24 protein-coding genes and 1 pseudogene are annotated in these 22467 nt (G+C 66.4%); 12 read left to right on the top strand and 13 right to left on the bottom strand.

All coding sequences use genetic code 11. The features are described 5' to 3' along the window. The 6 genes and pseudogenes from CXZ05_RS17145 to CXZ05_RS17120 form a co-directional block, all read left to right on the top strand. Positions 1-419: pseudogene (locus tag CXZ05_RS17145) on the top strand (CoA ester lyase); the annotation flags it as partial. A gap of 197 nt (positions 420-616) precedes the next feature. Continuing rightward, entirely contained in the window at positions 617-841 is a 225-nt protein-coding gene (locus CXZ05_RS17140) for a DUF3188 domain-containing protein (protein WP_102973730.1), read from the top strand. A 35-nt stretch (positions 842-876) separates the two neighbouring features. Beyond that, complete coding sequence (locus CXZ05_RS17135) at positions 877-1338, top strand: MaoC family dehydratase N-terminal domain-containing protein (protein ID WP_102973729.1); 462 nt, start codon at positions 877-879, stop codon at positions 1336-1338. Positions 1339-1340: 2 nt separating this feature from the next. Further along, positions 1341-1778 carry a MaoC family dehydratase gene (locus CXZ05_RS17130; RefSeq protein WP_102973728.1) on the top strand — a complete coding sequence of 146 codons (438 nt, stop codon included), beginning with the start codon at positions 1341-1343 and terminating at the stop codon, positions 1776-1778. Positions 1779-1785: 7 nt separating this feature from the next. Further along, a complete protein-coding gene (locus tag CXZ05_RS17125) occupies positions 1786-2853 on the top strand; it encodes a UDP-N-acetylmuramate dehydrogenase (protein WP_102973734.1) in 1068 nt (355 codons plus the stop codon). Between the two features lie 59 nt (positions 2854-2912). Further along, entirely contained in the window at positions 2913-4019 is a 1107-nt protein-coding gene (locus CXZ05_RS17120; RefSeq protein ID WP_102973727.1) for a winged helix DNA-binding domain-containing protein, read from the top strand. A gap of 127 nt (positions 4020-4146) precedes the next feature. Here CXZ05_RS17120 and asd read toward each other — a convergent pair whose 3' ends face one another. The 13 genes from asd to CXZ05_RS17055 all read right to left on the bottom strand — a co-directional run bounded on the left by asd (position 4147) and on the right by CXZ05_RS17055 (position 16763). Continuing rightward, complete coding sequence (gene asd / locus CXZ05_RS17115) at positions 4147-5277, bottom strand: aspartate-semialdehyde dehydrogenase (protein WP_102973726.1); 1131 nt, start codon at positions 5275-5277, stop codon at positions 4147-4149. Between the two features lie 98 nt (positions 5278-5375). Further along, positions 5376-5783, bottom strand: coding sequence for a hypothetical protein (locus CXZ05_RS17110; protein WP_146033108.1), 408 nt, complete (start codon positions 5781-5783; stop codon positions 5376-5378). Then, complete coding sequence (locus CXZ05_RS17105; protein WP_146033107.1) at positions 5780-6424, bottom strand: hypothetical protein; 645 nt, start codon at positions 6422-6424, stop codon at positions 5780-5782. The genes CXZ05_RS17110 and CXZ05_RS17105 overlap by 4 nt, the downstream gene beginning before the upstream one ends. A 23-nt stretch (positions 6425-6447) precedes the next feature. After that, on the bottom strand, positions 6448-7488 hold the full coding sequence (locus CXZ05_RS17100; protein WP_180987436.1) for a WXG100 family type VII secretion target: 1041 nt from the start codon (positions 7486-7488) through the stop codon (positions 6448-6450). A gap of 119 nt (positions 7489-7607) precedes the next feature. Further along, positions 7608-7826, bottom strand: coding sequence for an NF038396 family protein (locus CXZ05_RS17095; RefSeq protein ID WP_102973722.1), 219 nt, complete (start codon positions 7824-7826; stop codon positions 7608-7610). A 3-nt stretch (positions 7827-7829) separates the two neighbouring features. Next, positions 7830-8414 carry a dihydrofolate reductase gene (locus CXZ05_RS17090; RefSeq protein ID WP_102973721.1) on the bottom strand — a complete coding sequence of 195 codons (585 nt, stop codon included), beginning with the start codon at positions 8412-8414 and terminating at the stop codon, positions 7830-7832. Then, positions 8411-9214 (bottom strand): thymidylate synthase, encoded by an 804-nt coding sequence (locus CXZ05_RS17085; protein ID WP_102973720.1) that lies wholly within the window; start codon positions 9212-9214, stop codon positions 8411-8413. The genes CXZ05_RS17090 and CXZ05_RS17085 overlap by 4 nt, the downstream gene beginning before the upstream one ends. 22 nt (positions 9215-9236) lie before the next feature. After that, positions 9237-9689 (bottom strand): GntR family transcriptional regulator, encoded by a 453-nt coding sequence (locus tag CXZ05_RS17080; protein ID WP_102973719.1) that lies wholly within the window; start codon positions 9687-9689, stop codon positions 9237-9239. After that, entirely contained in the window at positions 9686-11344 is a 1659-nt protein-coding gene (locus tag CXZ05_RS17075) for a hypothetical protein (RefSeq protein ID WP_180987435.1), read from the bottom strand. Before CXZ05_RS17075 ends, CXZ05_RS17080 begins: the two co-directional genes overlap by 4 nt. 140 nt (positions 11345-11484) lie before the next feature. Further along, positions 11485-12456 (bottom strand): NUDIX hydrolase, encoded by a 972-nt coding sequence (locus CXZ05_RS17070; protein ID WP_102973718.1) that lies wholly within the window; start codon positions 12454-12456, stop codon positions 11485-11487. Positions 12457-12467: 11 nt separating this feature from the next. Next, positions 12468-14717, bottom strand: a complete 2250-nt coding sequence (locus CXZ05_RS17065; protein ID WP_102973717.1) for an RNA degradosome polyphosphate kinase — start codon at positions 14715-14717, stop codon at positions 12468-12470. 104 nt (positions 14718-14821) lie between these two features. Beyond that, positions 14822-15793, bottom strand: a complete 972-nt coding sequence (gene mshD / locus CXZ05_RS17060; RefSeq protein ID WP_102973716.1) for a mycothiol synthase — start codon at positions 15791-15793, stop codon at positions 14822-14824. Between the two features lie 271 nt (positions 15794-16064). Beyond that, complete coding sequence (locus CXZ05_RS17055) at positions 16065-16763, bottom strand: response regulator transcription factor (RefSeq protein WP_003803880.1); 699 nt, start codon at positions 16761-16763, stop codon at positions 16065-16067. Between the two features lie 222 nt (positions 16764-16985). Here CXZ05_RS17055 and CXZ05_RS17050 point away from each other — a divergent pair, with 222 nt between their 5' ends. The 6 genes from CXZ05_RS17050 (at position 16986) to CXZ05_RS17025 (ending at position 22459) form a co-directional block, all read left to right on the top strand. After that, positions 16986-17777 (top strand): permease, encoded by a 792-nt coding sequence (locus tag CXZ05_RS17050; protein ID WP_102973715.1) that lies wholly within the window; start codon positions 16986-16988, stop codon positions 17775-17777. Between the two features lie 164 nt (positions 17778-17941). Next, the gene (locus CXZ05_RS17045) at positions 17942-18574 is read left to right on the top strand and encodes an FABP family protein (RefSeq protein ID WP_102973714.1); all 633 of its coding nucleotides are present in this window, start codon (positions 17942-17944) and stop codon (positions 18572-18574) included. Positions 18575-18683: 109 nt separating this feature from the next. Next, a complete protein-coding gene (locus CXZ05_RS17040; protein WP_374754669.1) occupies positions 18684-19406 on the top strand; it encodes a flavodoxin family protein in 723 nt (240 codons plus the stop codon). A 41-nt stretch (positions 19407-19447) separates the two neighbouring features. Further along, positions 19448-20533 carry a folate-binding protein YgfZ gene (locus CXZ05_RS17035; protein WP_102973712.1) on the top strand — a complete coding sequence of 362 codons (1086 nt, stop codon included), beginning with the start codon at positions 19448-19450 and terminating at the stop codon, positions 20531-20533. Further along, entirely contained in the window at positions 20530-20946 is a 417-nt protein-coding gene (locus tag CXZ05_RS17030; protein WP_102973711.1) for an ankyrin repeat domain-containing protein, read from the top strand. The genes CXZ05_RS17035 and CXZ05_RS17030 overlap by 4 nt, the downstream gene beginning before the upstream one ends. A gap of 4 nt (positions 20947-20950) precedes the next feature. After that, complete coding sequence (locus CXZ05_RS17025) at positions 20951-22459, top strand: DHA2 family efflux MFS transporter permease subunit (protein WP_102973710.1); 1509 nt, start codon at positions 20951-20953, stop codon at positions 22457-22459. Positions 22460-22467: the final 8 nt, after the last annotated feature.

The raw sequence follows: 22467 nt of genomic DNA, 5'->3' as shown, positions 1-22467 counted from the left end.
GTGCGTTCCGCCTGGCGTTTGGCTCCGGCGACTTCCGCCGCGACACCGGCATGGCGAACACCCAGGAGGCCATGGCCTACCCGCGCGCCAAGCTCGTCGTGGCCAGCCGGGTGGGCAACCTGCCGGGCCCCATCGACGGGCCCACGGTCGGGACCAACCACCCGATCCTGCGCGAGCAGACCGGCGTCACGGTGATGATGGGCATGACCGGAAAGCTCTGCCTGGCTATCGACCAGACCAGCGTCATCAACGAGGTCATCAGCCCCACGCCGTCGGACGTCGCCTGGGCCACCGACTTCATGGCCGACTTCGAGGCCAACGGCCGCGTCATCCGCGACGGCTCCGACCTGCCCCGCCTCGGCCGCGCAGAGAAGATCATGAAGCTCGCGGTAGCGTTTGGCGTGCAGCCCGCGCTGTAGGTGCCATCAGCATTACCAGGGGCCCCGTGACCGATACCCGTTATCTGGTGCACGGGGTCTTTTGGGATGGACCGCCGGCCGTTTAGTGCCCACGCGGTCCGGGGCAGCCAGTGTGAGCCCTGCCAGCTGGCAGACGACACCCGGCTGATCCACGACTTCCCCGTGAGGGTGCCGTCATGACTGGGTAAACTGGCACGGTGCTGCACGAATTCTGGGTCACCGCACCCAAGTCCTATAAAATCCTGGTCTTCACCGCAATGGGCCTCATCGCCGCCGGCCTGATCCTCAACATCGTCGGCAACGTCACCGCCAACCAAGTGCTCATGATCGCGTCCCTGCCGGTGATCGGCCTGGGCCTTGTGCTGCACATGGTGGGTCTGGTGGTCCGCGGCCAGAGGGTCCGGAAGAACATCCCGAAATAGGGGACCTGCACGCCCGCCCCGATAGGCTTGAACCCATGACTATCAATCCGGACCTGCAGGGACGCAGCTACCCTGCCGCTGAGGTGTACGACGTTGGCCGCGAGAAAATCCGCGAGTTCGCCCGCGCCGTCAAGGCCACCCACCCCGCCCACTTCGATGTTGACGCCGCGCGGGGCCTGGGCCACCCCGACCTCGTGGCCCCGCCCACATTCGCGATCATCATCGCGCAGCGCGCCGACGCCCAGCTGATCGAGGATCCGGAGGCCGGCATCGACTTCTCCCGCGTTGTCCACGCGGACCAGCGTTTCACCCACCACCGCCCCATCTTTGCCGGCGACCGGCTCGTGGCGGAACTGCACGTCGACGGCGTGCGCGCCATGGGCGGCGGTGCCATGATCACCACGCGCAGCGAAATTTTCGCGCTCAAGGACGGGGACGGGCGCGAGCCGGTATCCACCACCAAGTCATCCATCCTGGTCCGCGGAGAGGGACAGTAGCCATGAGCCCCACATTCGAAGAACTCAGCGTCGGCCAGGACATCGGCAGCCGCAGCATCGAGGTTACCCGGCAGGACCTGGTCAAGTACGCCGGCGCATCGGGCGACTTCAACCCCATCCACTGGAACGAGGCCTTCGCCACGGGCGTGGAGCTTCCCGGCGTCATCGCCCACGGCATGTTCACCATGGGGGCCGCCGTGGAGCTGGTCAGCGACTGGGCCGGTGACCCGGCCGCCGTCGTCGACTACCAGACCCGCTTCACCAAGCCGGTGCTGGTTACCGACACCACGGGAACCGGCGACGCCGGTGCCGTGATCGACGTCAGCGGTGCCGTCGGCGCGCTGGATGCCGACGTGCGCACCGCACGCGTGGACCTCACCGTGGTGTTCGACGGGCAAAAGGTCCTGGTGAAGGCCCAGGCCCTCGTCCGGTTGGCGTGACGTGATGGTGACCCCTCCAATGCTCTCCGATCTGACCACGGCCGCCGTCGGCGGTCCCGCCGGCAAATACGTTGAGGCCCGCACCGAGGCTGAGATCATCGAGGCTGTGCGTGCCGCGGACGCCGCCGGTGAGCAGCTGCTGATCATCGGCGGCGGGTCCAACCTCCTGATTTCCGACGACGGGTTCCCCGGAACCGTCCTGAAAATCGCGTCGGAGGGGTTCACCGTCAACGCCGAGGACTCCTGCGGCGGTGTATCCGTGGTGGTGCAGGCCGGCCACAACTGGGATGCGCTGGTAAAGCACGCCGTGCTCCACGCCTGGTCCGGCATTGAAGCGCTGTCCGGGATCCCCGGCGCCACCGGGGCCACGCCCGTACAGAACGTCGGCGCGTACGGTGCGGACGTCTCGCAGACCATCGCCGCGGTCCGCACCTGGGACCGTGAGCGTAACGCCGTGAAGACCTTCACCAACTCGGAGCTGAAATTCGGGTACCGGGATTCGGTCCTCAAGCAGACCACCGTCAGCGGCTCTCCGCGTTACGTCGTGCTGACTGTCGAGTTTCAGCTGCCGCTGGGGCGCATGAGCGCGCCCATCCGCTATGCCGAGCTGGCGCGGGTTCTGGGCGTGGAGCAGGGCAAGCGCGCTTATTCGAACGACGTTCGCCGCGAGGTGCTGCGGCTGCGCGCCTCCAAGGGCATGGTGCTGGACCCGGCGGACCGCGACACCTACTCCACGGGCTCCTTCTTCACCAACCCGATCGTGCCGTCTTCCGTGGCGGACGGACTGCCCGAAAACGCTCCCCGGTACCCGGGCGGCTCCGACGGTGCGGTCAAACTGTCCGCGGCGTGGCTGATCGACAACGCCGGGTTCGGCAAGGGCTTCGGGCTGGAGGACGGGAGCGTCTCCGGCGGCCGGGCCTCGCTGTCCACGAAGCACACCCTGGCCATCACCAACCGCGGCTCGGCCAGCGCCACCGACATGGTGGCGATCGCGCGCGAGGTGCGTGCCGGCGTCGTCGGGCGTTTTGGCATCGAACTGCACCCCGAACCGCTCCTGATCGGACTCTCGCTCTAGTTCTGGCAGCGCCTGCTCCGGTACGGGCGCTCCATTAAGGGGAGCCCTAGGATGGGTGCATGGCAGCAGCGGTGAGGATCCGGGTTTCGCCCAGGGTGATGGGCCGGCTGAGGCTGGCGTCGCAGGGGCTGCTGGGACCCGGGTTCGACGGCGTGCCGGATGCCGTCCGGGCGATGACCGCGATGCAGGCGCAGGATCTCCAGTCAGCGCTGTGGGCCGTGGGTGTCCGGGTTCCCCGCGCAGGGCTGAGCGACGTCCGCCGGGCCCTGGAAGACGGTTCGGTGGTCCGGTCATGGCCCATGCGGGGCACGCTGCACCTGCTGGCGCCCGGGGATCTGCGCTGGATCCTGAACATCACCACGGCCCGGATGATCCAGGGCACGGCCGGTCGGCATCGGCAACTGGAAATCACCGGCAGCGACGTCGAGGCCTGCCGGGACGAAGCCCGCGGTCTGGTTGACGGCGGGAGGGCCGCCAGCCGGGAGGAACTGTTCGCGGCCTTCGAGGCGGCCGGGCAGCCCACCAAGGCGCAGCGCGGGATCCACCTGCTGTGGATGCTGTGCCAGAGCGCCTCACTGGTGCCCGGGCCGCTGGACGGCAACCAGCAGAAGTTCGTTGCGTTCGACCACTGGATCACAAAGTCCCGTGACCTGGGCCGTGAGGAGGGGATCGCCGAGCTGCTGCTGAGGTACCTGCGCGGCCACGGACCCGCCACGCTGCGTGACTTCGCGTGGTGGTCCAGCATTCCGCTGACCGAGGTGCGGCGGGCCCTGCCAGCGGTGAACAGGGAGTTGGTGGAGCTTGAGTACGATGGGGCTCAGTACTGGATGTCACCGGAGGTCGCGGCACTGCTGGACGAGGGCGTGCCGGGACAACGCTCGGTTCTTGCCCTGCCGGGATTCGACGAGTTCGTCCTCGGCTACACGGACCGGAGCATCGTGCTGCCGCCCGAGCATGCGCAGAAGATCGTTCCTGGCGGCAACGGCGTGTTCAAGAAGGCCGTCGTAGCCGGCGGCGAGGTGACCGGCACCTGGGCGAGGCTGGGGAGTGGGCGGAAGGCCGCCGTCGTACCCGTTCCCTTCGATGACTCGAAGCCCCTGGGGCCGGCGGCCCTGGCGGGTTTCCGCCGGGCAGCGGAACGGTATGAGCGCTTCCTCGTGTCCTGACAGGCTTCCGCCCCCTGGCCTCGACCGCCCGGGCCGAGACGCAAAACCGGCCCCGCTCCGCTTGAGTGGCCCGCGGGGAGCAGGGCCGGTCGTGCGGGGCGGGGCCGGTTGAGTGGCGCGAAGCTGGTTACAACGTGCCGGTGGCGATGTTGAGCATGCGGCGCAGCGGCTCGGCGGCACCCCAGAGGAGCTGGTCGCCAACGGTGAAGGCGCTGATGTACTGCGGGCCCATTTCGAGCTTGCGAATGCGTCCCACCGGAATGGTCAGGGTGCCCGAGGCAGCCACGGGAGTCAGGTCGGCCATCGAGGCTTCCTTGGAGTTGGGCACCACCTTGGCCCATTCGTTGTCCTCGTCGAGCAGCTTCTCGATCTCGGCGACGGAGAGGTCCTCGCGGAGCTTCAGGGTGAGCGCCTGCGAGTGGGAGCGCATGGCGCCGATCCGCACGCACAGGCCGTCCATGATCACGTGGTTGTCATCCGAGGTGCCGAGGATCTTGTTCGTCTCGACGCCTGCCTTCCACTCCTCCTTGGACTGGCCGTTGCCGAGGTCGGCGTCGATCCACGGGATAAGGGAACCAGCCAGCGGCACACCGAACTGGGTGGCGTCGATGTCGCTCCGCTGGTGGGCCAGCACCTTGCGGTCGATGTCCAGGATGGCCGACGCCGGGTCATCCAGTTCCGTGCTGACCTCGGCGTTGAGTGTGCCGAACTGGCTAAGCAGCTCGCGCATGTGCCGCGCGCCACCGCCGGAAGCCGCCTGGTAAGTCATGGACGTGCCCCACTCGACGAGGCCGTTCTTGAAGAGGCCGCCGAGGCCCATCAGCATGCAGGACACGGTGCAGTTGCCGCCGACGAAGTCCTTGGTGCCGTTGACGAGCCCCTTGTCGATGACGTCGCGGTTAATCGGGTCCAGGACGATGATGGAGTCGTCGTTCATGCGCAGGGTGGAGGCGGCGTCGATCCAGAGGCCGTCCCAGCCGCGGCTGCGCAGTTCGCCGTGGACCTGCTTGGTGTAATCCCCGCCCTGGGCGGTGACAATAATGGGCAGCTTCGCCAGCGTGTCGACGTCGAACGCGTCCTCGAGCTTGCCTGTGCCTTCAGCAAACGAAGGCGCGGCACCTCCTGCGTTTGAGGTGGAGAAAAATACGGGGTTGATGTTGGCGAAGTCGCCCTCTTCCTGCATGCGCTGCATCAGGACGGAGCCGACCATGCCACGCCAACCGACCAGTCCAACGGACGGAGTAGCTGCTGTAGTCATTGAGTCAGTTTATCTTTGGATTCGGCGGGCCGCAGTCGGTTACGTCACTGCCGCGACGGCAGCCGGCCCAAGGACCTCAGTGAAGCGGCCAGACGGACTCAGTCCCTCGCAGAGTTACGCCTGGTGGGCAGCTCGATGGTTTTGCCGCTCTGCGTTCGGAGGCGCGCTGCCTTGCGCTCTTTGAAGTAGTAGGCCCAGGCTGTGGGAACGATCCAGAGGCCGAAGGCAACAGCGAACACAATCTGGCCCCAATTGGGCTCCTCCGTGCCGTCGACGACCAACTTGACGAGGAGCACGGCTACCACGGTCATGATCAGCGTGATCAGGATGCTGAGGAAGAGCAGGCCGCCAGCCGAGTTAACGGGTTTGACAACACTGCCGACGTCCCCCTTGTAAACTCCGTACTCCTCGACGGTGAGACCTTGACGTGCTGCCTCGGCCTCCACTTGGCGTGCGTAGTAGCCCTTCCTGCGACCCCGTTGGCGCTGGTTTTCCGGCTGGCTCATGCCGTGGCCTCACCGCGGGTAGCGAGAATACGGCCCAACAGCCCTGCGCCATCCAATCCGGTGGTTTCGACCACATCCTGTGTGGGATCCGGAACTTTGCCAACTGCCCAGCCACCGGCGTCGGGCCTGATGAGAAGGTGATCCTCACCGTCGATCGTCCGCACTCGGATGAAGGCCGTCCCCTCCGGGTGGTTGCGGACGTGTTCTTCAATAATGGAAAGCTCGGCCTCGGCGCCGCGGACTGCCGGGTCCTGGGCGAACACAAACCAAGTCTCAAGCGTTCTCGGCTGGAGTAGCAGGGAGACATTGTCGGACTCGAGGTGGACCACCGTATCGGTGTATTCCGCGGTAATCAGGCTTATTTCCGTCCACCGGTCCGCTTTGGCCAGCGCGTACGCCACAGCAACAGCAGGTCCTTCCAGTTCGAGGTCTTCACCGATGCTGGCGAAGCCTCGGGCGAGCAGCGATGACGCGCCAGCCACGCAAAGGCGCTCAGTGGCTAATTCCCTTTCCAGCCGAAGCACCTCAGCCGACTTCTTGGCGGCCGGCGTCCCGAACATCCTGAGCATGTAGGCGATCTCGGCAAAGCCGAAGCCAATGGCTGAGTCGCTGGCCGTTTCCTCTTGCATTGTGGTGGTCATCCTTCAGCTCTCTTTGTCCCGCACTAGCCGATTCCGAGGAATTTGGCTGCGCTCTTGCCCATGTCGGCGAGGTTCTTGCCGGTTTGCACTGCAAACGCTGCGCTTTCGGTGGCCGTCTTGGCTACGACTTTGCCGGTGTCCTCCAAAGCGCCGTTTACGAAACTCTTGACGGCAGGTATTTCGTAGATCGCGATGCCCGCGCTTGCCACCTGGCAGACGGTTCCCGCGGGAGGCGGGAGGAAGCAGGCTACGCCCAAGGCGGTCTTCGTCCCTGACCAGATGGCGTCGCCGGTTTTGCCTTCCGCGATGTACCTGGCGGTGTCAAGGCCGTTGAGCCCAACGCCCAGCCACCCCACCCCGCGGCCGAGTCCACCCTTGCCCAAGGCCTCCAGGACAGGGCCTTTTCCTTTGAAAAGCAAGGGGGCCTCCTCGAAGAAACTCCTAAAATTACTGAGGGGCGGGAAGTACTTGAAGAGGTTCTTGGCGCCCAGGAGATCCGAGCCAGAGTCAAGGAGGTTGTAGGTGATACTTTGGCCCGGGAGGGCTTTCCATGCGGCAGCGTCCTTAAGGACCTCAGCTCCCTGGCGTCCCAGGACCGCGAGCCCAAAGACATTCTTCGGCAAGTCAAAGCCGGCCTTCAACTGGCTGCGAGCCCCCCAAAAGTCCCGGAACGGCGAACCCTTGGCCAGCCAGTCCGGCCCCCAGGGATTCTCCTTCGATCCGGATCCGGAACCGCCGGGCTCGCCCGCGCCGGTGCCTCCAGGAATTGGCCCACCGCCGGAGCCCGGGGCGGCGTCGCTGGCCTTCTCCTGCTCGTTGGCGTTGTCCAGTAGCTTGCGGGATTCGTCCTTGAGGGCGCGCACCGTCCGCTGGATAAGAGCCCTGTGGTTGCCGTTCCAGTCCGAACGGAACTGGGTGGCATCGTTGCCCTTCCAGGAAGGGTTGCTGTTGATCTGGTTGGTCAGTTGCAACGACGTCTGCATCAAATGGTCGGAGACATTCCCGAACTGCTGTGCGAGTGTGCGAAGTTGCGCGACGTCGGCGCCCCACAAATTACCTGTCACATCGTCCCCCAAAATCTGACCGTTCCAAACGGGCACGGTTGCTGCTAAGTCCAGCCATCACTCTAGTTCGCGCTTGAGTCCGCCGCGATGGGCAGCACTCCCCATCCGGACCCCGGACGCTACTGGCGGTCGGGCTCCTCCAGCAGCGCGCTCTTGCGGGCGCGCAGGGCAAAGAAGGCGCCGAAGGCAAACATCTGCGTCACCACCACCAGGACGATGATGCCGGCGATCTTGTTGCCGCCCAGGATCATCGTGAGCCCGACAATCGCGGACAGCAGGGCAAGCAGCGGCAGCAGCATGTAGCCGAGCACAAAGAGGGTTTCGGGTTTACGCAGCATGTTCTAACCTTCCGAGCGGTTCCACTTGGTGAACCGGTAGCGGGTGCCGTTGGCGCCCGTCAGCCAGCCGTCTGAGGGCACGGATGTGCCGGCCACCCAGTCGTCGCCGAGCTCCGGGGCGTACGTGTCGCCGTCGGCGTCCACATCGATGGTGGTGACCACAGCGACGTTGGCCAGGGCGGTGGACTCCTTGAAAATTTCACCGCCGCCGAGGATCCAGACCGCTTCGCAGCCTGGGGCGAACTGTGATTCCAGCAGGGCATCATCGAGGGATTTGACGACGACGGCGCCCTCCGCCTCGGGCGAGCTGCCCCAGTTCTCCTGCCGGGTGATGACGATGTTGGTTCGGTTGGGCAGCGGGCGGTACTTCGCCGGGAAAGACAGCCAGGTCTTGCGGCCCATGATGACGGGATGGCCCGTGGTGACCTTGGTGAAGTGTTTCAGGTCCTCGGGCAGGTTCCACGGCATGTCACCGTCTTTGCCGATGACACCGGCAGGCGTCTGGGCCCACACGAGTCCGATCCCGGACATCCCTGCGGCGATATCCTCGCTGAAAGCCTGCGCATCCATAGTGCCCCCCGTGCTCATACGGCGATCGGCGCCTTGATCGTGGGGTGGTGCCGGTAGCCCACCACTTCGAAGTCGTCCAGGGTGTAGTCGAAGATCGATTCCGGCTTGCGGGTGATCTTCAGCTGCGGGTACTCGTACGGTTCCCGTTCCAGCTGCTTCAGGACCTGGTCCATGTGGTTGTCGTAGATGTGCACATCGCCGCCGGTCCAGACGAATTCACCCGGTTCGAGACCAGCTTGCTGGGCCAGCATGCAGGTCAGCAGTGAGTAGGAAGCGATGTTGAACGGCACGCCCAGGAACATGTCCGCAGACCGCTGGTACAGCTGGCAGGAGAGCTTGCCGTCCGCGACGTAGAACTGGAAGAACGCGTGGCAGGGCGGCAGCGCCATGTCCTTGAGCTCACTCACGTTCCAGGCCGAGACGATGTGCCGGCGCGAGTCCGGGTTCGACTTCAGGCTCTCCACGAGCTCAGCGATCTGGTCGATGTGACCGCCGTCCGGCGTGGGCCAGCTGCGCCACTGGACGCCGTAGACCGGCCCGAGTTCGCCGTCGGCATCGGCCCACTCGTTCCAGATGGTCACGCCCTGGTCCTGCATCCACTTAACGTTGGAGTCGCCGCGGAGGAACCAGAGCAGCTCGACGGCAACGGACTTGAAGTGCACCCGCTTGGTGGTGATCAGCGGGAAGCTTTCGCCCAGATCAAAGCGAATTTGGCGGCCGAAAACGCTGCTGGTTCCGGTGCCGGTGCGGTCTGATTTGTGCGTGCCGTTGGCCATGACGTCGCGCAGAAGGTCTTCATAGGGCGTTGGGGTGCTCACCCGTCCAGTCTATTCGACTGGCCTATTCCAACGAGCCAGGGCCGGGGCGCCGCTGCAGACCAGCGCGCAGCAGCGCGAGAAGCTCCTCGTCGGGCAGTCCCGCCTTGGTTCCGGCCAGGATGAGACGCTCGACGGCGGCACCCAGTTCCGCTGCGGCCGCACCGGGGCCGGCGGTAATGGAATCGGCCCCTCCGGAGCCGGGCACACCGGTGTCCTGCCCACGGTATGTCGGGAGCCCGACGACGACGGTTCCGTTCCGGCGCCGGGTCTCGATCAGCCCGGCCTGTTCGAGTTCCTTGTACGCGCGGGCGACGGTCCCGGCGGCAAGCCCCAGGTCTGCCGCGAGGCTGCGGACTGCCGGCAGCCGCGTCCCGGCCATGAGCCCGCCCGCGGAGATCAGCGCGCTGATCTGCAGCCGGATCTGCTCGTATGGGGGAGTGGGGGAGCTCAGGTCCACCGAAATGCCCGCTGTCATCGCGCAGGTGCCACCGGTGCGTGCCGGGCGGCGGGTGCGCTCCTGGGGCCGAAAGCGGTCACGGGAATCAGGGAAAGCACCACGGCGGCTGCCACCAGCACGTACCCGGTGGCGGCCGCGGCTCCTTGCCACACTTCGGCCGGAACCGTCTGCGTTCCCAGCAGCGCACCCCATGCCCGGTGTGCCGCTATCAGCAGGCCACCCGCCTGTGCCAGCAGGAAGGCGGCCAGAATCCGCACGATCCTGTTGAGCGTGACGGCGCGCAGCGCCGCGTCCAGTCCGTCCTCCAAGGTGACGATGCCGCGGCGCCGGCGAACGGCTTGGATGGCGGGCACAGCCGTGACAGCGACGGCGGCAGTGGCCGCCGCCGTCGGTATCCAGCCCGGGATCACTGGCGTTCCGGACCGAAGTGCTGCTTCTCCGACGGCGGTCATCACCGTCACGACTGCCAGCAGCAGCAGGCCAATGATCGTGGCGGTGAGGAGGGCGGGCGCCACCGGCTGGACGGGCCAGCTCCGCACTGCAGAGGCGGCGCCGTAATTCCGTTCGAGGAGCAGCTCCCCGGCCAGGATGGCCAGCAGGACGCACCCGGCCATCACAGCCGAGATCACGGTGGCACGGGCCGGATTCGTGGAGCCCAGAAAGAACAGGACTGCCATCCCCGGCGCCACCGCGGCCAGTCCGAGGAGTGCGCCGAGCGACACGGTGAGCACTGCGGCCGGATGCTTCGCGCTACGGAGGTTCCGGACGCTCTTCCGGCCGGAAGACGAAGCCCGGCGGATTTGGGCTTTGCGGGGCCGGAGGCTTGCCAGCTGGGGCGGCTGCCACAGCCACATCACGAACAGCACCACGGGGGCCACCAGCCCGACGGGGTTGGTCCATGAGGTGGCAATTGCCGGCTCCGGACGGGACGCAAAGTTGCCGGCGATGGCCGCGAGCCCCGCGGCAATGGTGGAGACAGTCCGCAGCAGCCGGTTCATCGCGATCGTGCGGAGGAGGGCGTTGTCGCCGGCATCCAGGGCTTCCAGCTGCCGGCGGCGGGAAATCAGCCACAGCACCAGAACGGTACCGGCCGCGAGCAGAAGCAGCGCGGTAGCCAGGCAGGCGGCCAGTTCTGTGCCGGGAATCCGTCCGTCATCGAAGAAGCTGGGGCCGGTAGCGCCGTCCGGCGGAGTAGCAGGCGGCACCGGACGGTACGCCGGCTGCATGGCTGCCCATGTGACGGTTGCGGCGGAGGCGGCGAAAATGCCGAGCGTCGTCCAGGCGAGCTTCCAGGGCAGAAAGTCCCTGACCCGCCGGACGGAGAGGGTTGCCAGCCGGCGCGAACCACGTGGACCCGGATAGCTAAGCTGGCCCAGCGCATGGACACCGAGGCAACCGACTACCGGCCAGGCCAGCGCCTCCAGGATGTCCGCAGGCTGCTGGAGCGACGGCGTCTGCGGGCTGGAGGGGATGATGCCCGCGTTCGCTGCTCCCTGTAATGTGCTCGCCAGCCAGCCGATGACGCCCACCCAGAGCGCGTGGTCTGAAATGGACCTGGGCGAGGTGCCGCCGCCCGGCGCCCAGACAACCCAGCGCAATAACCCGTAAATCCCCATTGCAGCCAGCAGCGGTCCCAGCAGCGCCATGGGCGGCAGCTCAAACAGTATTGGCATCAGATCCCCCAATGATCCTCAAACGCCTGATCCCGAAACGCCTGATCCCGAAGCGCCTGATCCCGACCCGCTATCTTTGTATCAAGTATTTGATACAAAGATAGCGGGGTCAAGCGGGACACCTGGACGGCGGTGGAGACTCAGTCGTCAAAGGGTTTGAACTGCTCCACTGACACGATCCTGCTCTTACTGCCGTGCGCTACGTGACAGATGATCATTTCCCCCGGGGCGAGGTAGGGGTCCGCCACCGGCAGCAGGCCCTTAAGCCGCGGGGTCATGTAGCCGGCGAGCTGGCCCAGCACGGTGGGGAGGGCCGGCCGGTGCGTGCACAGCACCACTGCGCGCTGCTTGTCGAACAATGCGTCCACGACGGCAGCGGTCTTTTTGGGGTTGCGGGCATGCCGGTGCTCCGTCAGCGCATCCACGAGTTTCACCTTGGCGTCCGCTGACTTGACGTAGGGAGCGATGGTCGCCACGCAGCGCAGCCACGGGCTGCTGACTACCCGCATGGGCTTCCACGCCTTTAGCAGCCTGTGCACGGCCTGGGCCTGGCGGATGCCGGTGGCTGCCAGGGGCCGTTCGCCTTCTGCCTTGGTCCACGACGATCGCGGTTTGGCCTTGGCATGGCGCACGATGACGAGCGGCCAGGTCTGCAGTTCCTTGCGGGCGTGGGCCGCCGCCAAGTATTCCAGCGGCGCCCGGTCTGACGGGTTGGACAGCAGCGCGGCCGCACGCTCCGGTGCGCACCACATGACGCTGTCCACTTCCTTGCCGTCGGGCCGCAGGGAATTGCCGGTGACCTCAACGGCCCAGTAGTGCACAACCTTCAGCCCGGCGGAGACATGGTAGTGGATGGGCGGGAGGGGGATGCCCAGCGGCGCCACGAGGCCGATCTCCTCCTCCACCTCGCGGACCGCGCACTCGGGCACAGTTTCGCCGGGGTCGAGCTTGCCCTTGGGCCAGGACCAGTCGTCGTACCGGGGCCGGTGGATCAGGAGGACCTCCAGCTGGTCCTTCTTGACGCGCCAAGGCAGGGCGCCGGCGGCCGTGACGGCGACCGGCTCGCCCGGGTGGTCGGTCTGGTCCGCTATGGGTGAGTCGCTGCTCTTCAAAGGCCGGATTCCTACCGCCGGGCGACGGCGCGCTGCCGGGAGCGTGATGCCAGGAGCCAGGATTGGACGTCGTCCAGCTTCCTGCCGTCGTCGCCGATGTGGTGGCGGGTCCACTCGCCGTCGCTGTCCAGGTGCCAGCTGGACGTCTCGGGGTCCATGTACCGGCGCATCAGGTCCAGGACGTAGGCGGTATCTTCGCCCCCGGACAGCTGCACCAGCGCCTCCACCCGGCGGTCCAGGTTGCGGTGCATCATGTCCGCCGAGCCGATGTACACGACGGGGTCGCCTCCGTTGCTGAAGGCGAACACGCGCGAGTGTTCAAGGAAGCGGCCAAGGACGGAGCGGACCGTGATGTTCTCGCTCAGCCCGGGGATGCCGGGGCGCAGGGAGCAGATGCCGCGGACAATGACGTCCACCTTCACGCCTGCCTGGGAAGCGCGGTACAGGGAATCGATGATGGACTCATCCACCATGGAGTTCACCTTGATCTGCACCCGCGCGGGGATGCCGGCGCGGGCATTGCGGATTTCGGTTTCAATCCTGTCGATCAGTCCCGAACGCACGGACCGCGGGGCCACCAGGAGCCGCTTGAAGGTCGACTTGGGGGCGTACCCGGACAGCTGGTTGAACAGCTTGGACAGGTCCTCGCCCACCTGCTCGTTAGCGGTCAGGAGTCCGAGGTCCTCGTAGTAGCGCGCAGTCCGCGGGTGGTAGTTGCCGGTTCCTATGTGGCAGTAGCGGCGCAGCCCGTCCACCTCCTGGCGGACCACGAGGGAGAGCTTGCAGTGGGTCTTCAGGCCCACGATGCCGTAGACCACGTGGACGCCGGCCTGCTCCAGCTTGCGGGCCCATGAGATGTTCGCCTGCTCGTCGAAACGGGCCTTGATCTCCACGAGGGCCAGCACCTGCTTGCCCGCCTCGGCAGCATCGATCAGGGCGTCGACAATGGGGGAGTCGCCCGAGGTGCGGTACAGGGTCTGCTTGATAGCCTGCACCTTGGGGTCCGCCGCCGCCTGTTCCAGGAACGCCTGCACGGACGTGGAGAACGAATCATAGGGGTGGTGCAGCAGGATGTCGCGGCGGCGCATCGCGGCGAAGACGTTCGCGGCCTTGGACGTCTCGGACTCGTTCAGGTACCGCGAGGTGTGGGGCACGTGCTTGGGGTAATGCAGGTCCGCACGGTCGATGCCGCCGATCACGGACAAGCCGCGCAGGTCAAGAGGCGCCGGAACGGAGTAGACCTCGGACTCGTCCACGCCGAGCTCGCGGATCAGCAGTGCGCGGATGTTCGGGTTGATGTCGTTGGTGACCTCGAGCCGGACGGGCGGGCCGAACCGGCGGCGCAGCAGTTCCTTCTCAAGCGCCTGCAGGAGGTTCTCGGCGTCGTCCTCTTCCACCTCGACGTCCTCGTTGCGGGTCACACGGAAGGTGTGGTGCTCCAGGACCTCCATGCCGGCGAAAAGCTGGTCCAGGTGGACGGCGATGACTTCCTCGAGGGCGATGAACCGTGCCACGCGGCCGGGCACCGAGCCGGCCCGGGGGCCATCGATGGAGATCAGGCGGGGCAGCTGGTCCGGCACCTTGACGCGGGCGAACAGCTCCTTGTCACTGACCGGGTTCCGGACCACCACGGCCAGGTTCAGGGAAAGGCCCGAGATGTAGGGGAAGGGGTGGGCGGGGTCCACGGCCAGCGGGGTGAGGATCGGGAAGACCTTCTCCGCGAACATGGCGCTGAGCCGGTGCCGGGCTTCGTCGTCGAGCTCGTCCCAGTGCATGAGGTGGATGTGCTCATAGGCCAGGGCCGGCCGGATCTGCTCGGCGTAGACCTGGGCATGCCGCTGCTGCAGGCGGTGGGCTGCCTCGCCGATCTGTTCCAGGACCTGGACGGGGCTTAGCCCGGCCGGGGAGGGGACGGCCAGCCCGGTGGCGATGCGGCGCTTCAGGCCGGCCACGCGGACCATGAAGAATTCGTCGAGGTTGGAGGCGAAGATCGAGAGGAAGTTGACGCGCTCCAGCAGGTACAGATCGGGGTCTTCTGCCAATTCGAGAACCCGGGCGTTGAACGCTAGCCAGCTCAGCTCGCGGTCCAGGAACCGGTCCGGGCTGATCTCCCCGTCCGGCTCCAGGATGGCAGCGAACTCAGGGATATCGATCCGGTCCTGCGTGGCGCGGGAGGCCGGCACTTCGGAGGAGCCGAACCGGGCGCGCGCAGGGGCAGCCTTGATTTCGGTGGTGGCTGTTCCGGCGGATTCCGGTTGCATGCGCTCTCCTTGAGTACTGGCGGGTTTATTTTCAACCTTACAAGCATTCACGGGTCCGGGACCCGAAGATTTCGGGACGGCCGGACCAAGCGTCAAAGAGCCGGTTAACGCCCCTCAACCGGCCCGTACATCACGTCCATGTCCCAGCGTGTGAAGCCCAGTCGCCGGTACAGCGAGACAGCCGGAGTGTTGTCCGCATCCGTGTACAACATGACGGCGTGCAGGCCCTGCTGCTGGAGGTGCCGGATCCCGGCGATGGTCAGCGCCTTGCCCAGGCCCATGCCCTGGGCGGCCGGAGTAACGCCCACCACGTACACCTCGCCGATGGCAGGGTGTGTCCCGTGCCGTGGATGCACTTTGGTCCAGTGGTAGCCCAGGAGCCGCCCGTCCCGGCCCTCGGCCAGCAGGAAACCGGCGGGGTCGAACCAGGGTTCTTCCATCCGGGCCTGCAGGTCGGCCCTGGTCAGGGATCCTTGCTCCGGGTGGTGCGCGAACGCTTCACGGTTGGCCACGAGCCAGGCCTCTTCGTCCTGGCCCGGCACGAAGGCGCGGATCGAGACGCCGTCCGGAAGACCGACGTCGGGCAGGTCAGCGGCGGCGGTGGTGAGCCGCATCTTCCACAGTTCCCGAACCGGGCCATAGCCGTACCGGGCGGCCAGGTCCGCGGCGGCCTCATGGTTGCCGTGCGACCAGGCCCTGAGCCCGTCGAGACCGCGCGACGACTTGAGCGTGCTGGCCAGCCGGTCTGCCACGCCCTGGTTCCGATAGCTGGGGTGCACTGCGATTTCCAGCACGCCTGTCCCGTCCGGCTCCTCGACGACCACGGCGAAGCCGGCCAGGTCCTGTGCCGTGGCGGGGTCCGACCTCTCATCCGGGGCGTAGAGGGCAAGGGTCAGCAGCGTGTGCGGGCCTGTGTCAGCCGCGCGCATGGTCACGAGGGTCTGTTCGGAAATGGGCGGATTGCCGTCCGATTCCTCGGCGGCGGCGAGCAGGGCGCGGACATCCCGCAGCTGCTCTTCATCCACCCCGCCCTTGATGACAAGGACGGGCCAGTTCTCCGGGTGCGCAGGACTCATGCTGTAAGGCTATACGGACGCGACCCGCGCACGCCCGATTTGGAACAGGCCGTGGCGCCCCGTATAGTCGTTACCTCAGCCGGCATTCATGGCAGGTTGCGAGGGGGATCCACCACTGGGGTGGCCTCGATACGTTCGACCCGTATGTCCTCCACTCATAAGTAGAAACGCAGAATGGCCCGGCTCTGGTGAGCCGGGCCATTCTGTATTTCTGCTGAGGTTGTGCCGGGGTAGAGGCACTCTGCGGCCGCAGAGGGGGTCCGCCTGAGGCCTACGCCTCGGTGAGTTCGTCCTCCTGCTGGCGGATTAGCGTGAGCCGGTAGCCCACGTTGCGCACCGTGCTGATCAGGTTCTCGTGGTCGGCGCCCAGCTTGGCGCGCAGCCGCCGGACGTGGACGTCCACGGTCCGGGTGCCGCCGTAGTAGTCGTAGCCCCAGACTTCGGTGAGGAGCTGTTGCCGGGTGAATACCCGGCCGGGGTGCTGCGCCAGGTACTTCAGGAGTTCGAATTCTTTGAAGGTCAGGTTCAGTGCCGCACCGTTGACGCGCGCCGTGTAGCTCGCCTCGTCAATAACGACGCCGGCAGCCCGGATCTCGGAGGGAGCCTCGTCCTGCTCTGGTACAGCCCGGGCGACAGAGAGGCGGATTCGTGCCTCCACCTCGGCGGGGCCGGCCGAGTCGAGCACGATGTCATCGACGGCCCAGGCTGAGGAAACGGCCGCCATGCCGCCCTCGGTGAGGATCAGCACCAGAGGTGCGCTGAGTCCGGTGGCCTTCAGGAGTTGGGTCAGGGAGCGGGCGCCCACGAGGTCTTTGCGCGCGTCCAGGAGGACGATGTCGCAGGGATCTGTCTCGAGTAGGGCGGTGGGCTCGGCGGGAAGGATGTGCACCCGGTGGTTCAGGAGCTCCAGGGCAGGCAGAATGTCCACCGATGACCCGGTGCTGTTGGTCAGTAACAGGATGTGCGACATTATTCCTCCAAGGGGCTGTCCGCGCATCGTTGGGCGACTGAGCTGATGTCTGAGTATACCCAACGGCTCCCTGACGGACACGGATGAGGCGTACCCGCGCGCCTTGTTTACGACATATGGCGGTCACATAGGGCAGGATTGAAACCGTCAGGGGGCCGAGCCCCTGCCCGTCAACGGCACAGCCAGGATGAGGTCGCAGCAGATTTGAGTGCAGAGTCCGAGATGAGTACGCCACGGCCTGCCCCCGAGGTCAGCGCTCCTGTCGCTGCGGGCCGGACGCTCCAGTCATGGAGCATTGGAGTCGTTGGCCTGGCGGGCCTGGCCACGCTGGTGGCCAGCGTCTTCCGGACTCCGGACGTCCTCCTCGCGGTTGCCGTGCTTTTTGCCCTGGGGATCGGCGTCGGCTGGCCCCACTACCTGGGAATCCCGGCCAAGAAAACCCTCGCGGCCGTGATCGGACTGTCAGGGGCCGGCTCGGCCCTTGCTGCCACCTTCGCCGCCGCCCCGGGCTACCTCAACTGGACGCCCGGCTTCATTGCCCTGGGCGTCACCGCCGTGTTCCTTGTCCAGCTGGTCCGCGGCACCGGCCAGGCGCAGCGCCTCGAGTCGACACTCGGCTGCAGCGTGGGCGTCCTCCTCTCCTGCCTGGGCTCCGGATGGATCGCCAGCGCCCGGTTCAACGGTGTCAAGGAGATGGTGCTGGTGGCCGGCATCAGTGCCGCCGTCGCGCTGTTCGCCGGCCTCATCCGGTGGCCGGACCGGATCATTGCGCCCCTGGGCATCACCCTGGCCGGACTAGCCGGGCCGCTCGCCGGCCTGGTGTTCTCCGACATCGCCGTTTTGCCCGCGGCCGTGTTCGGTGTGGTGGTCGGGGCGGTCCTGGTCAGTTTCCGCCGGCTCGTGACTCTCCGGGGTGCTCCGCTGAACTTTCCGGCCGCTTTGGGAATGGGCCTGGCGCCGATTTCGGCGGTCGGATCGCTCGCCTACTTCATAGACAAACTACTCATCTCCTGACGGGTTAGGATGGCATCATGTCCGTACTTGCATTTGAAATCTTCTTCCTTGTCCTGCTCGGCGTTGCCAGCCTTTCCATGGCCTGGTTTGCCGGTTTTGTTGTCTACCGGCTGTTCAAAGGACAGCGGTAAACCCCTGCTCAGCAGTTTCGAGAGGTAGCGGCTGTGCCTATTGAAATTCCTACAGACCTGACCCCCGAACTGGTTCCCCTGTCCTGGCTCATCGGTGAGTGGGAGGGCCGTGGCCGGCTCGGGGCCGGTGATGAAAGTTCAGAGCACTTTCTGCAGCATGTTTCCTTCACCCACAACGGTCTGCCGTACCTGCAATACCGTGCGGAAAGCTGGCTGACCGACGAGGACGGCACCAAGCTCCGGCCGCTCACAGTTGAGACCGGATTTTGGGCCCTGGAGCGCAAACAGTTGGAGGCCGACAGCGGCCCCGGCCTGGTTCCCGGGGACATCGTGCCAGTGCTGAAAAGCGCCGACGAGGTTGAGGCCCTCCGCAACAAGGATGGCGGTTTCGACATCTCGGTGTCGATCAGCCACCCGGGTGGAATCTCGGAGCTGTACTACGGGCAGATCAAGGGTCCGCAGATCCAGCTCAGCACCGACATGGTGATGCGTGGCAGCCACTCCAAGGACTACAGTGCGGCCACCCGGATCTTCGGGCTGGTCGAGGGCAACCTGCTCTGGCGGTGGGACGTCGCTACCGGCAGCCCGTCGGGAAGCGCTGGGGCTGCGGAACCGGGCAATGGCCTGGAGGCACACGCCTCGGCGTTCCTTAATAAGGTCACCTGACCGCGGGGCCAACCCCGCTGCTCCGAAACCCTGTTCGGCGGCGCTCCTTTCGGCTACTTTGGCCTCAGGTCTCCATGCCTGAGTCCGCAGCAACCCGATGGAGTGTCCGATGGATGAGTCCCAGCCCCCGGCTGACTACAGCGACCTCAAAGCCCTGTACTTCAACGGCACGCTCAAGCGTTCGCCGGAGACGAGCAATACCGAGGGCCTGATCACAGTGAGCCGGCTGATCATGGAGAAGCAGGGCGTGGCCACCCGGGTCATCCGGACCGTCGACCACGACATCGCCAGCGGCGTGTACCCGGACATGCGCGAGCACGGCTGGGCAACCGATGAATGGCCGGAACTGTACCCGGCCGTCAGGGACGCGGACATCGTGGTGGTGGCCGGACCCATCTGGCTGGGGGACAACTCCTCGCAGACCAAGAAGCTCATCGAACGGCTCTACGCCCATTCGGGGCAGCTCAACGATAAGGGCCAGTGGGCCTTCTACCCGAAGGTGGGCGGCTGCCTGATCACCGGCAACGAGGACGGCATCAAGCACTGTTCCATGAACGTCCTCTACAGCCTGCAGCACATCGGCTTCAGCATCCCGCCGCAGGCCGACGCGGGCTGGATCGGCCCCGTCGGGCCGGGACCCAGCTACCTGGATGAGGGTTCGGGCGGTCCGGAGAGCGACTTTACGAACCGGAACACCACGTTCATGACGTGGAATCTCCTGCATCTGGCACGGACGCTCAAGGATGCCGGCGGAATTCCCGCCTATGGCAACCTTCCGGAAGAATGGAAGGCCGGAACCAAGTTTGGTTTCGAAAACCCGGAGTACCGCTAGGTGGCCGGAATACCCTCCCAGCCAAGGACGTTCCCCTTCATATGACTACCAAGAGCCCTCTGCTGTCGCGCCCTGGCGCCGTTGAAGCGGGCGGCGCCGACGCCGGCGTCGCGTCCCACTACGGCGAACCGCTGCGGGAGCAGCGCGCCCTCGCTGCCGGGACCGCCGTCGTCGATCTTTCCCACCGCGGCGTGGTGACGGTCACCGGACCGGACCGCCTGAGCTGGCTTAACACGCTGTCCTCCCAGCAGGTCACGAATCTCCAGCCCGGTGAGTCCAGCGAGCTGCTGCTCCTGAGTGTGCACGGCCGCATTGAATTCGACGCGCGCGTGGTGGACGACGGCGGGACCACCTGGCTGATCGTCGAGGCGGCCGAAGCGGGTCCCCTGGCCGAGTGGCTGACCAGGATGAAATTCATGCTCCGGGTCGAGGTGGCGGACGTGTCGGCCGGCTGGGCAGTGGTGGGATCCACCAAGGCCGTGCCTGAATGGGCTGGCCTGCAGGTGTGGCAGGACCCTTGGCCGCACGTCGGGGCGGGAGGGTACGCCTACTCCGTGGTCCCCGAGGACACGCACCCGGGCGCCGAACGCCCGTGGTTCGAATATCTGGTGCCCGCGGCGGAGCTCGAGCAGACGGTGGGGGACCGCAAGCTCGCGGGTGTCCTCTCCGCCGAAGCCCTGCGCGTGGCTGCCTGGCGTCCGCGGCTTGGCGCCGAAACGGACGACAAAACCATTCCGCATGAACTGGACCTGCTGCGCACCGCCGTGCACCTGGCCAAGGGCTGCTACAAAGGCCAGGAGACGATCGCGCGCGTGCACAACCTTGGCCACCCGCCGCGGCGCCTGGTGTTCCTGCAGCTCGACGGTTCCCAGCACACCTTGCCGGCCGCCGGCAGCGAGGTCCGGGTGGGGGAGCGCAAGGTTGGCGCCGTGACGTCTGTGGCGCAGCACTACGAGATGGGCCCCATCGCGCTGGCAGTCATCAAGCGTTCGGTCGCCCCGGATGAAATACTGACGGTAATGGACGGGGACGAACCGTACACAGCCGCGCAGGAAGTGATCGTGGCGCCCGACGCCGGCCAGGTGGTCGGAAGGCAGACAGGATTCCTGAGGGGGACCCACAAATGACAGACTCCACCGCGCCCGGGGACCAGGCTCCGCAGCAGCCGGATGAGGAAACCCTCGCCCTGGCGCATACCCTCTTCGATGCCGCCCGCAATGGCGAGACCGAGCTGCTGCGCAGCTACCTCAACGCCGGCGCGCCGGCCACGCTGACCAACTCCGCGGGCGACTCGCTGCTCATGCTCGCCGCGTACCACGGCTTTGCCGAGACCGTGCAACTGATCCTGCACCACGGCGGTGACGCCAACGCTGCCAACGACCGCGGGCAGACCCCGCTGGCCGGCGCCGTTTTCAAGGGCTACTCGGACGTCGCCCGGGTGCTGCTTGACGCGGGAGCAGATCCCGACGCCGGCACCCCCTCCGCGCGTGCCGCCGCCCAGATGTTCGCCCGCGCCGACATCCTGGAATTGCTGGGCTGAGCTTTTGGAGAACGTCAACAGGCCCTGGCCTGCACTCTGGTCCCTCGTCATCGGGTTCTTCATGATCCTGATCGACACCACGATCGTTTCGGTGGCAAACCCGCGCATCATGGAGGGGCTGGATACGGACATCAACGCCGTCATCTGGGTCACCAGCGCGTATCTGCTGGCCTATGCCGTGCCATTGCTGATCACCGGCAGGCTCGGCGACAGGTTCGGGCCCAAGCGGCTCTACCTGTCCGGGCTCGTCGTCTTCACGCTCGCGTCGCTCTGGTGCGGGCTCTCCGGCAACGTCCAGATGTTGATCGCTGCGCGCGTTCTCCAGGGACTCGGCGCAGCGCTGATGACCCCGCAGACCATGGCCGTGATCACGCGCATTTTCCCGCCGGACCGGCGCGGCGCTGCCATGGGGCTGTGGGGTGCCACTGCCGGCGTGGCCACGCTGGTGGGCCCGATCCTCGGTGGGGTGCTGGTGGACGGGTTTGGCTGGGAATGGATCTTCTTCATCAATGTCCCCATCGGGATCGTTGGCTTCATCCTCGCCTGGCGCCTGGTGCCGTCCCTGACCACCCACCCGCACAGGTTCGACATCCCCGGCGTGGTGCTGAGCGCCGTCGGGCTTTTCCTCCTCGTCTTTGGTCTTCAGGAAGGCGAAACCTACAACTGGGGAACCATAACCGGTCCGGTGACAGTCTGGGGCCTGATAATCAGCGGAATCGTAGTGCTGGCGCTATTCGTCGGTTGGCAGGCGGTTAATAAAGGTGAACCGCTGCTCCCGCTGGGTCTCTTCAAGGACCGCAATTTCTCGCTGGCCAACATCGGGATCACCACGGTGGGCTTCACGGTCACGGCCTTCGGCCTGCCGCTGATCTTCTACTACCAGATGGTACGCGGCATGACGCCGACGCAGTCGGCCCTCATGATGGTGCCGATGGCGCTGATTTCCGGCGGTCTGGCCCCCCTGGTGGGCAGGATCATCGATCGCGTGAACCCGAAATACATAACGTCCACCGGCCTGCTCCTCATGGCGGTGGCGCTGTTCTGGAATTCAGCACTCATGCATCCGGACACGCCGGTGTGGCTGTTCCTCCTGCCCAGCGCGGTGCTCGGCTTCGCGAACGCAGGCATCTGGGCGCCCCTGAGTTCAACGGCCACCCGCAACCTGCCGCCACGCCAGGCGGGTGCCGGCGCCGGCGTGTACAACACCACGCGGCAGATGGGTGCCGTCCTCGGCAGTGCCGCCATCGCCGTGCTGATGCAGGCCCGGCTTGCCGCGGAACTTCCGGCGGCACCGGGCGGGACGCCCGGGAGCGGTGGTGAAGCCGGCGGCCAGTTGCCTCCCGCCCTCCATGACGGCTTCTCGACGGCGATGGGCCAGTCGATCATGCTGCCCGCGGCGGTGATCGTGCTCGGCGCCGCGGTGGCCCTGTTCTTCGCCCGGCCCAAGGCGGTCCAGGGCTGGGGCGGGCAGCAGCCCGCCGCCGGTCAGGACGCGGAGGCGACAACGCGCTAGCGGCTTGG

Source organism: Arthrobacter sp. AFG20 (assembly GCF_002892795.1).
In the GTDB taxonomy this organism is placed as follows: Bacteria; Actinomycetota; Actinomycetes; order Actinomycetales; family Micrococcaceae; genus Arthrobacter.
Note: the sequence above shows the minus strand (reverse complement) of the source record. Positions and strands in the feature narration are given on the sequence as shown.

Coding starts and splice junctions, on each gene's coding strand:
- mshD (WP_102973716.1), bottom strand. CDS start 15,793: ATGAGTCCTGCGCACCCGGAGAACTGGCCCGTCCTTGTCATCAAGGGC.
- CXZ05_RS17055 (WP_003803880.1), bottom strand. CDS start 16,763: ATGTCGCACATCCTGTTACTGACCAACAGCACCGGGTCATCGGTGGAC.
- CXZ05_RS17040 (WP_374754669.1), top strand. CDS start 18,684: ATGGATGAGTCCCAGCCCCCGGCTGACTACAGCGACCTCAAAGCCCTG.
- CXZ05_RS17090 (WP_102973721.1), bottom strand. CDS start 8,414: ATGAGCACGGGGGGCACTATGGATGCGCAGGCTTTCAGCGAGGATATC.
- CXZ05_RS17130 (WP_102973728.1), top strand. CDS start 1,341: ATGAGCCCCACATTCGAAGAACTCAGCGTCGGCCAGGACATCGGCAGC.
- asd (WP_102973726.1), bottom strand. CDS start 5,277: ATGACTACAGCAGCTACTCCGTCCGTTGGACTGGTCGGTTGGCGTGGC.
- CXZ05_RS17030 (WP_102973711.1), top strand. CDS start 20,530: ATGACAGACTCCACCGCGCCCGGGGACCAGGCTCCGCAGCAGCCGGAT.
- CXZ05_RS17080 (WP_102973719.1), bottom strand. CDS start 9,689: ATGACAGCGGGCATTTCGGTGGACCTGAGCTCCCCCACTCCCCCATAC.
- CXZ05_RS17105 (WP_146033107.1), bottom strand. CDS start 6,424: ATGACCACCACAATGCAAGAGGAAACGGCCAGCGACTCAGCCATTGGC.
- CXZ05_RS17135 (WP_102973729.1), top strand. CDS start 877: ATGACTATCAATCCGGACCTGCAGGGACGCAGCTACCCTGCCGCTGAG.
- CXZ05_RS17095 (WP_102973722.1), bottom strand. CDS start 7,826: ATGCTGCGTAAACCCGAAACCCTCTTTGTGCTCGGCTACATGCTGCTG.
- CXZ05_RS17035 (WP_102973712.1), top strand. CDS start 19,448: ATGACTACCAAGAGCCCTCTGCTGTCGCGCCCTGGCGCCGTTGAAGCG.
- CXZ05_RS17110 (WP_146033108.1), bottom strand. CDS start 5,783: ATGAGCCAGCCGGAAAACCAGCGCCAACGGGGTCGCAGGAAGGGCTAC.
- CXZ05_RS17050 (WP_102973715.1), top strand. CDS start 16,986: ATGAGTACGCCACGGCCTGCCCCCGAGGTCAGCGCTCCTGTCGCTGCG.
- CXZ05_RS17075 (WP_180987435.1), bottom strand. CDS start 11,344: ATGCCAATACTGTTTGAGCTGCCGCCCATGGCGCTGCTGGGACCGCTG.
- CXZ05_RS17120 (WP_102973727.1), top strand. CDS start 2,913: ATGGCAGCAGCGGTGAGGATCCGGGTTTCGCCCAGGGTGATGGGCCGG.
- CXZ05_RS17065 (WP_102973717.1), bottom strand. CDS start 14,717: ATGCAACCGGAATCCGCCGGAACAGCCACCACCGAAATCAAGGCTGCC.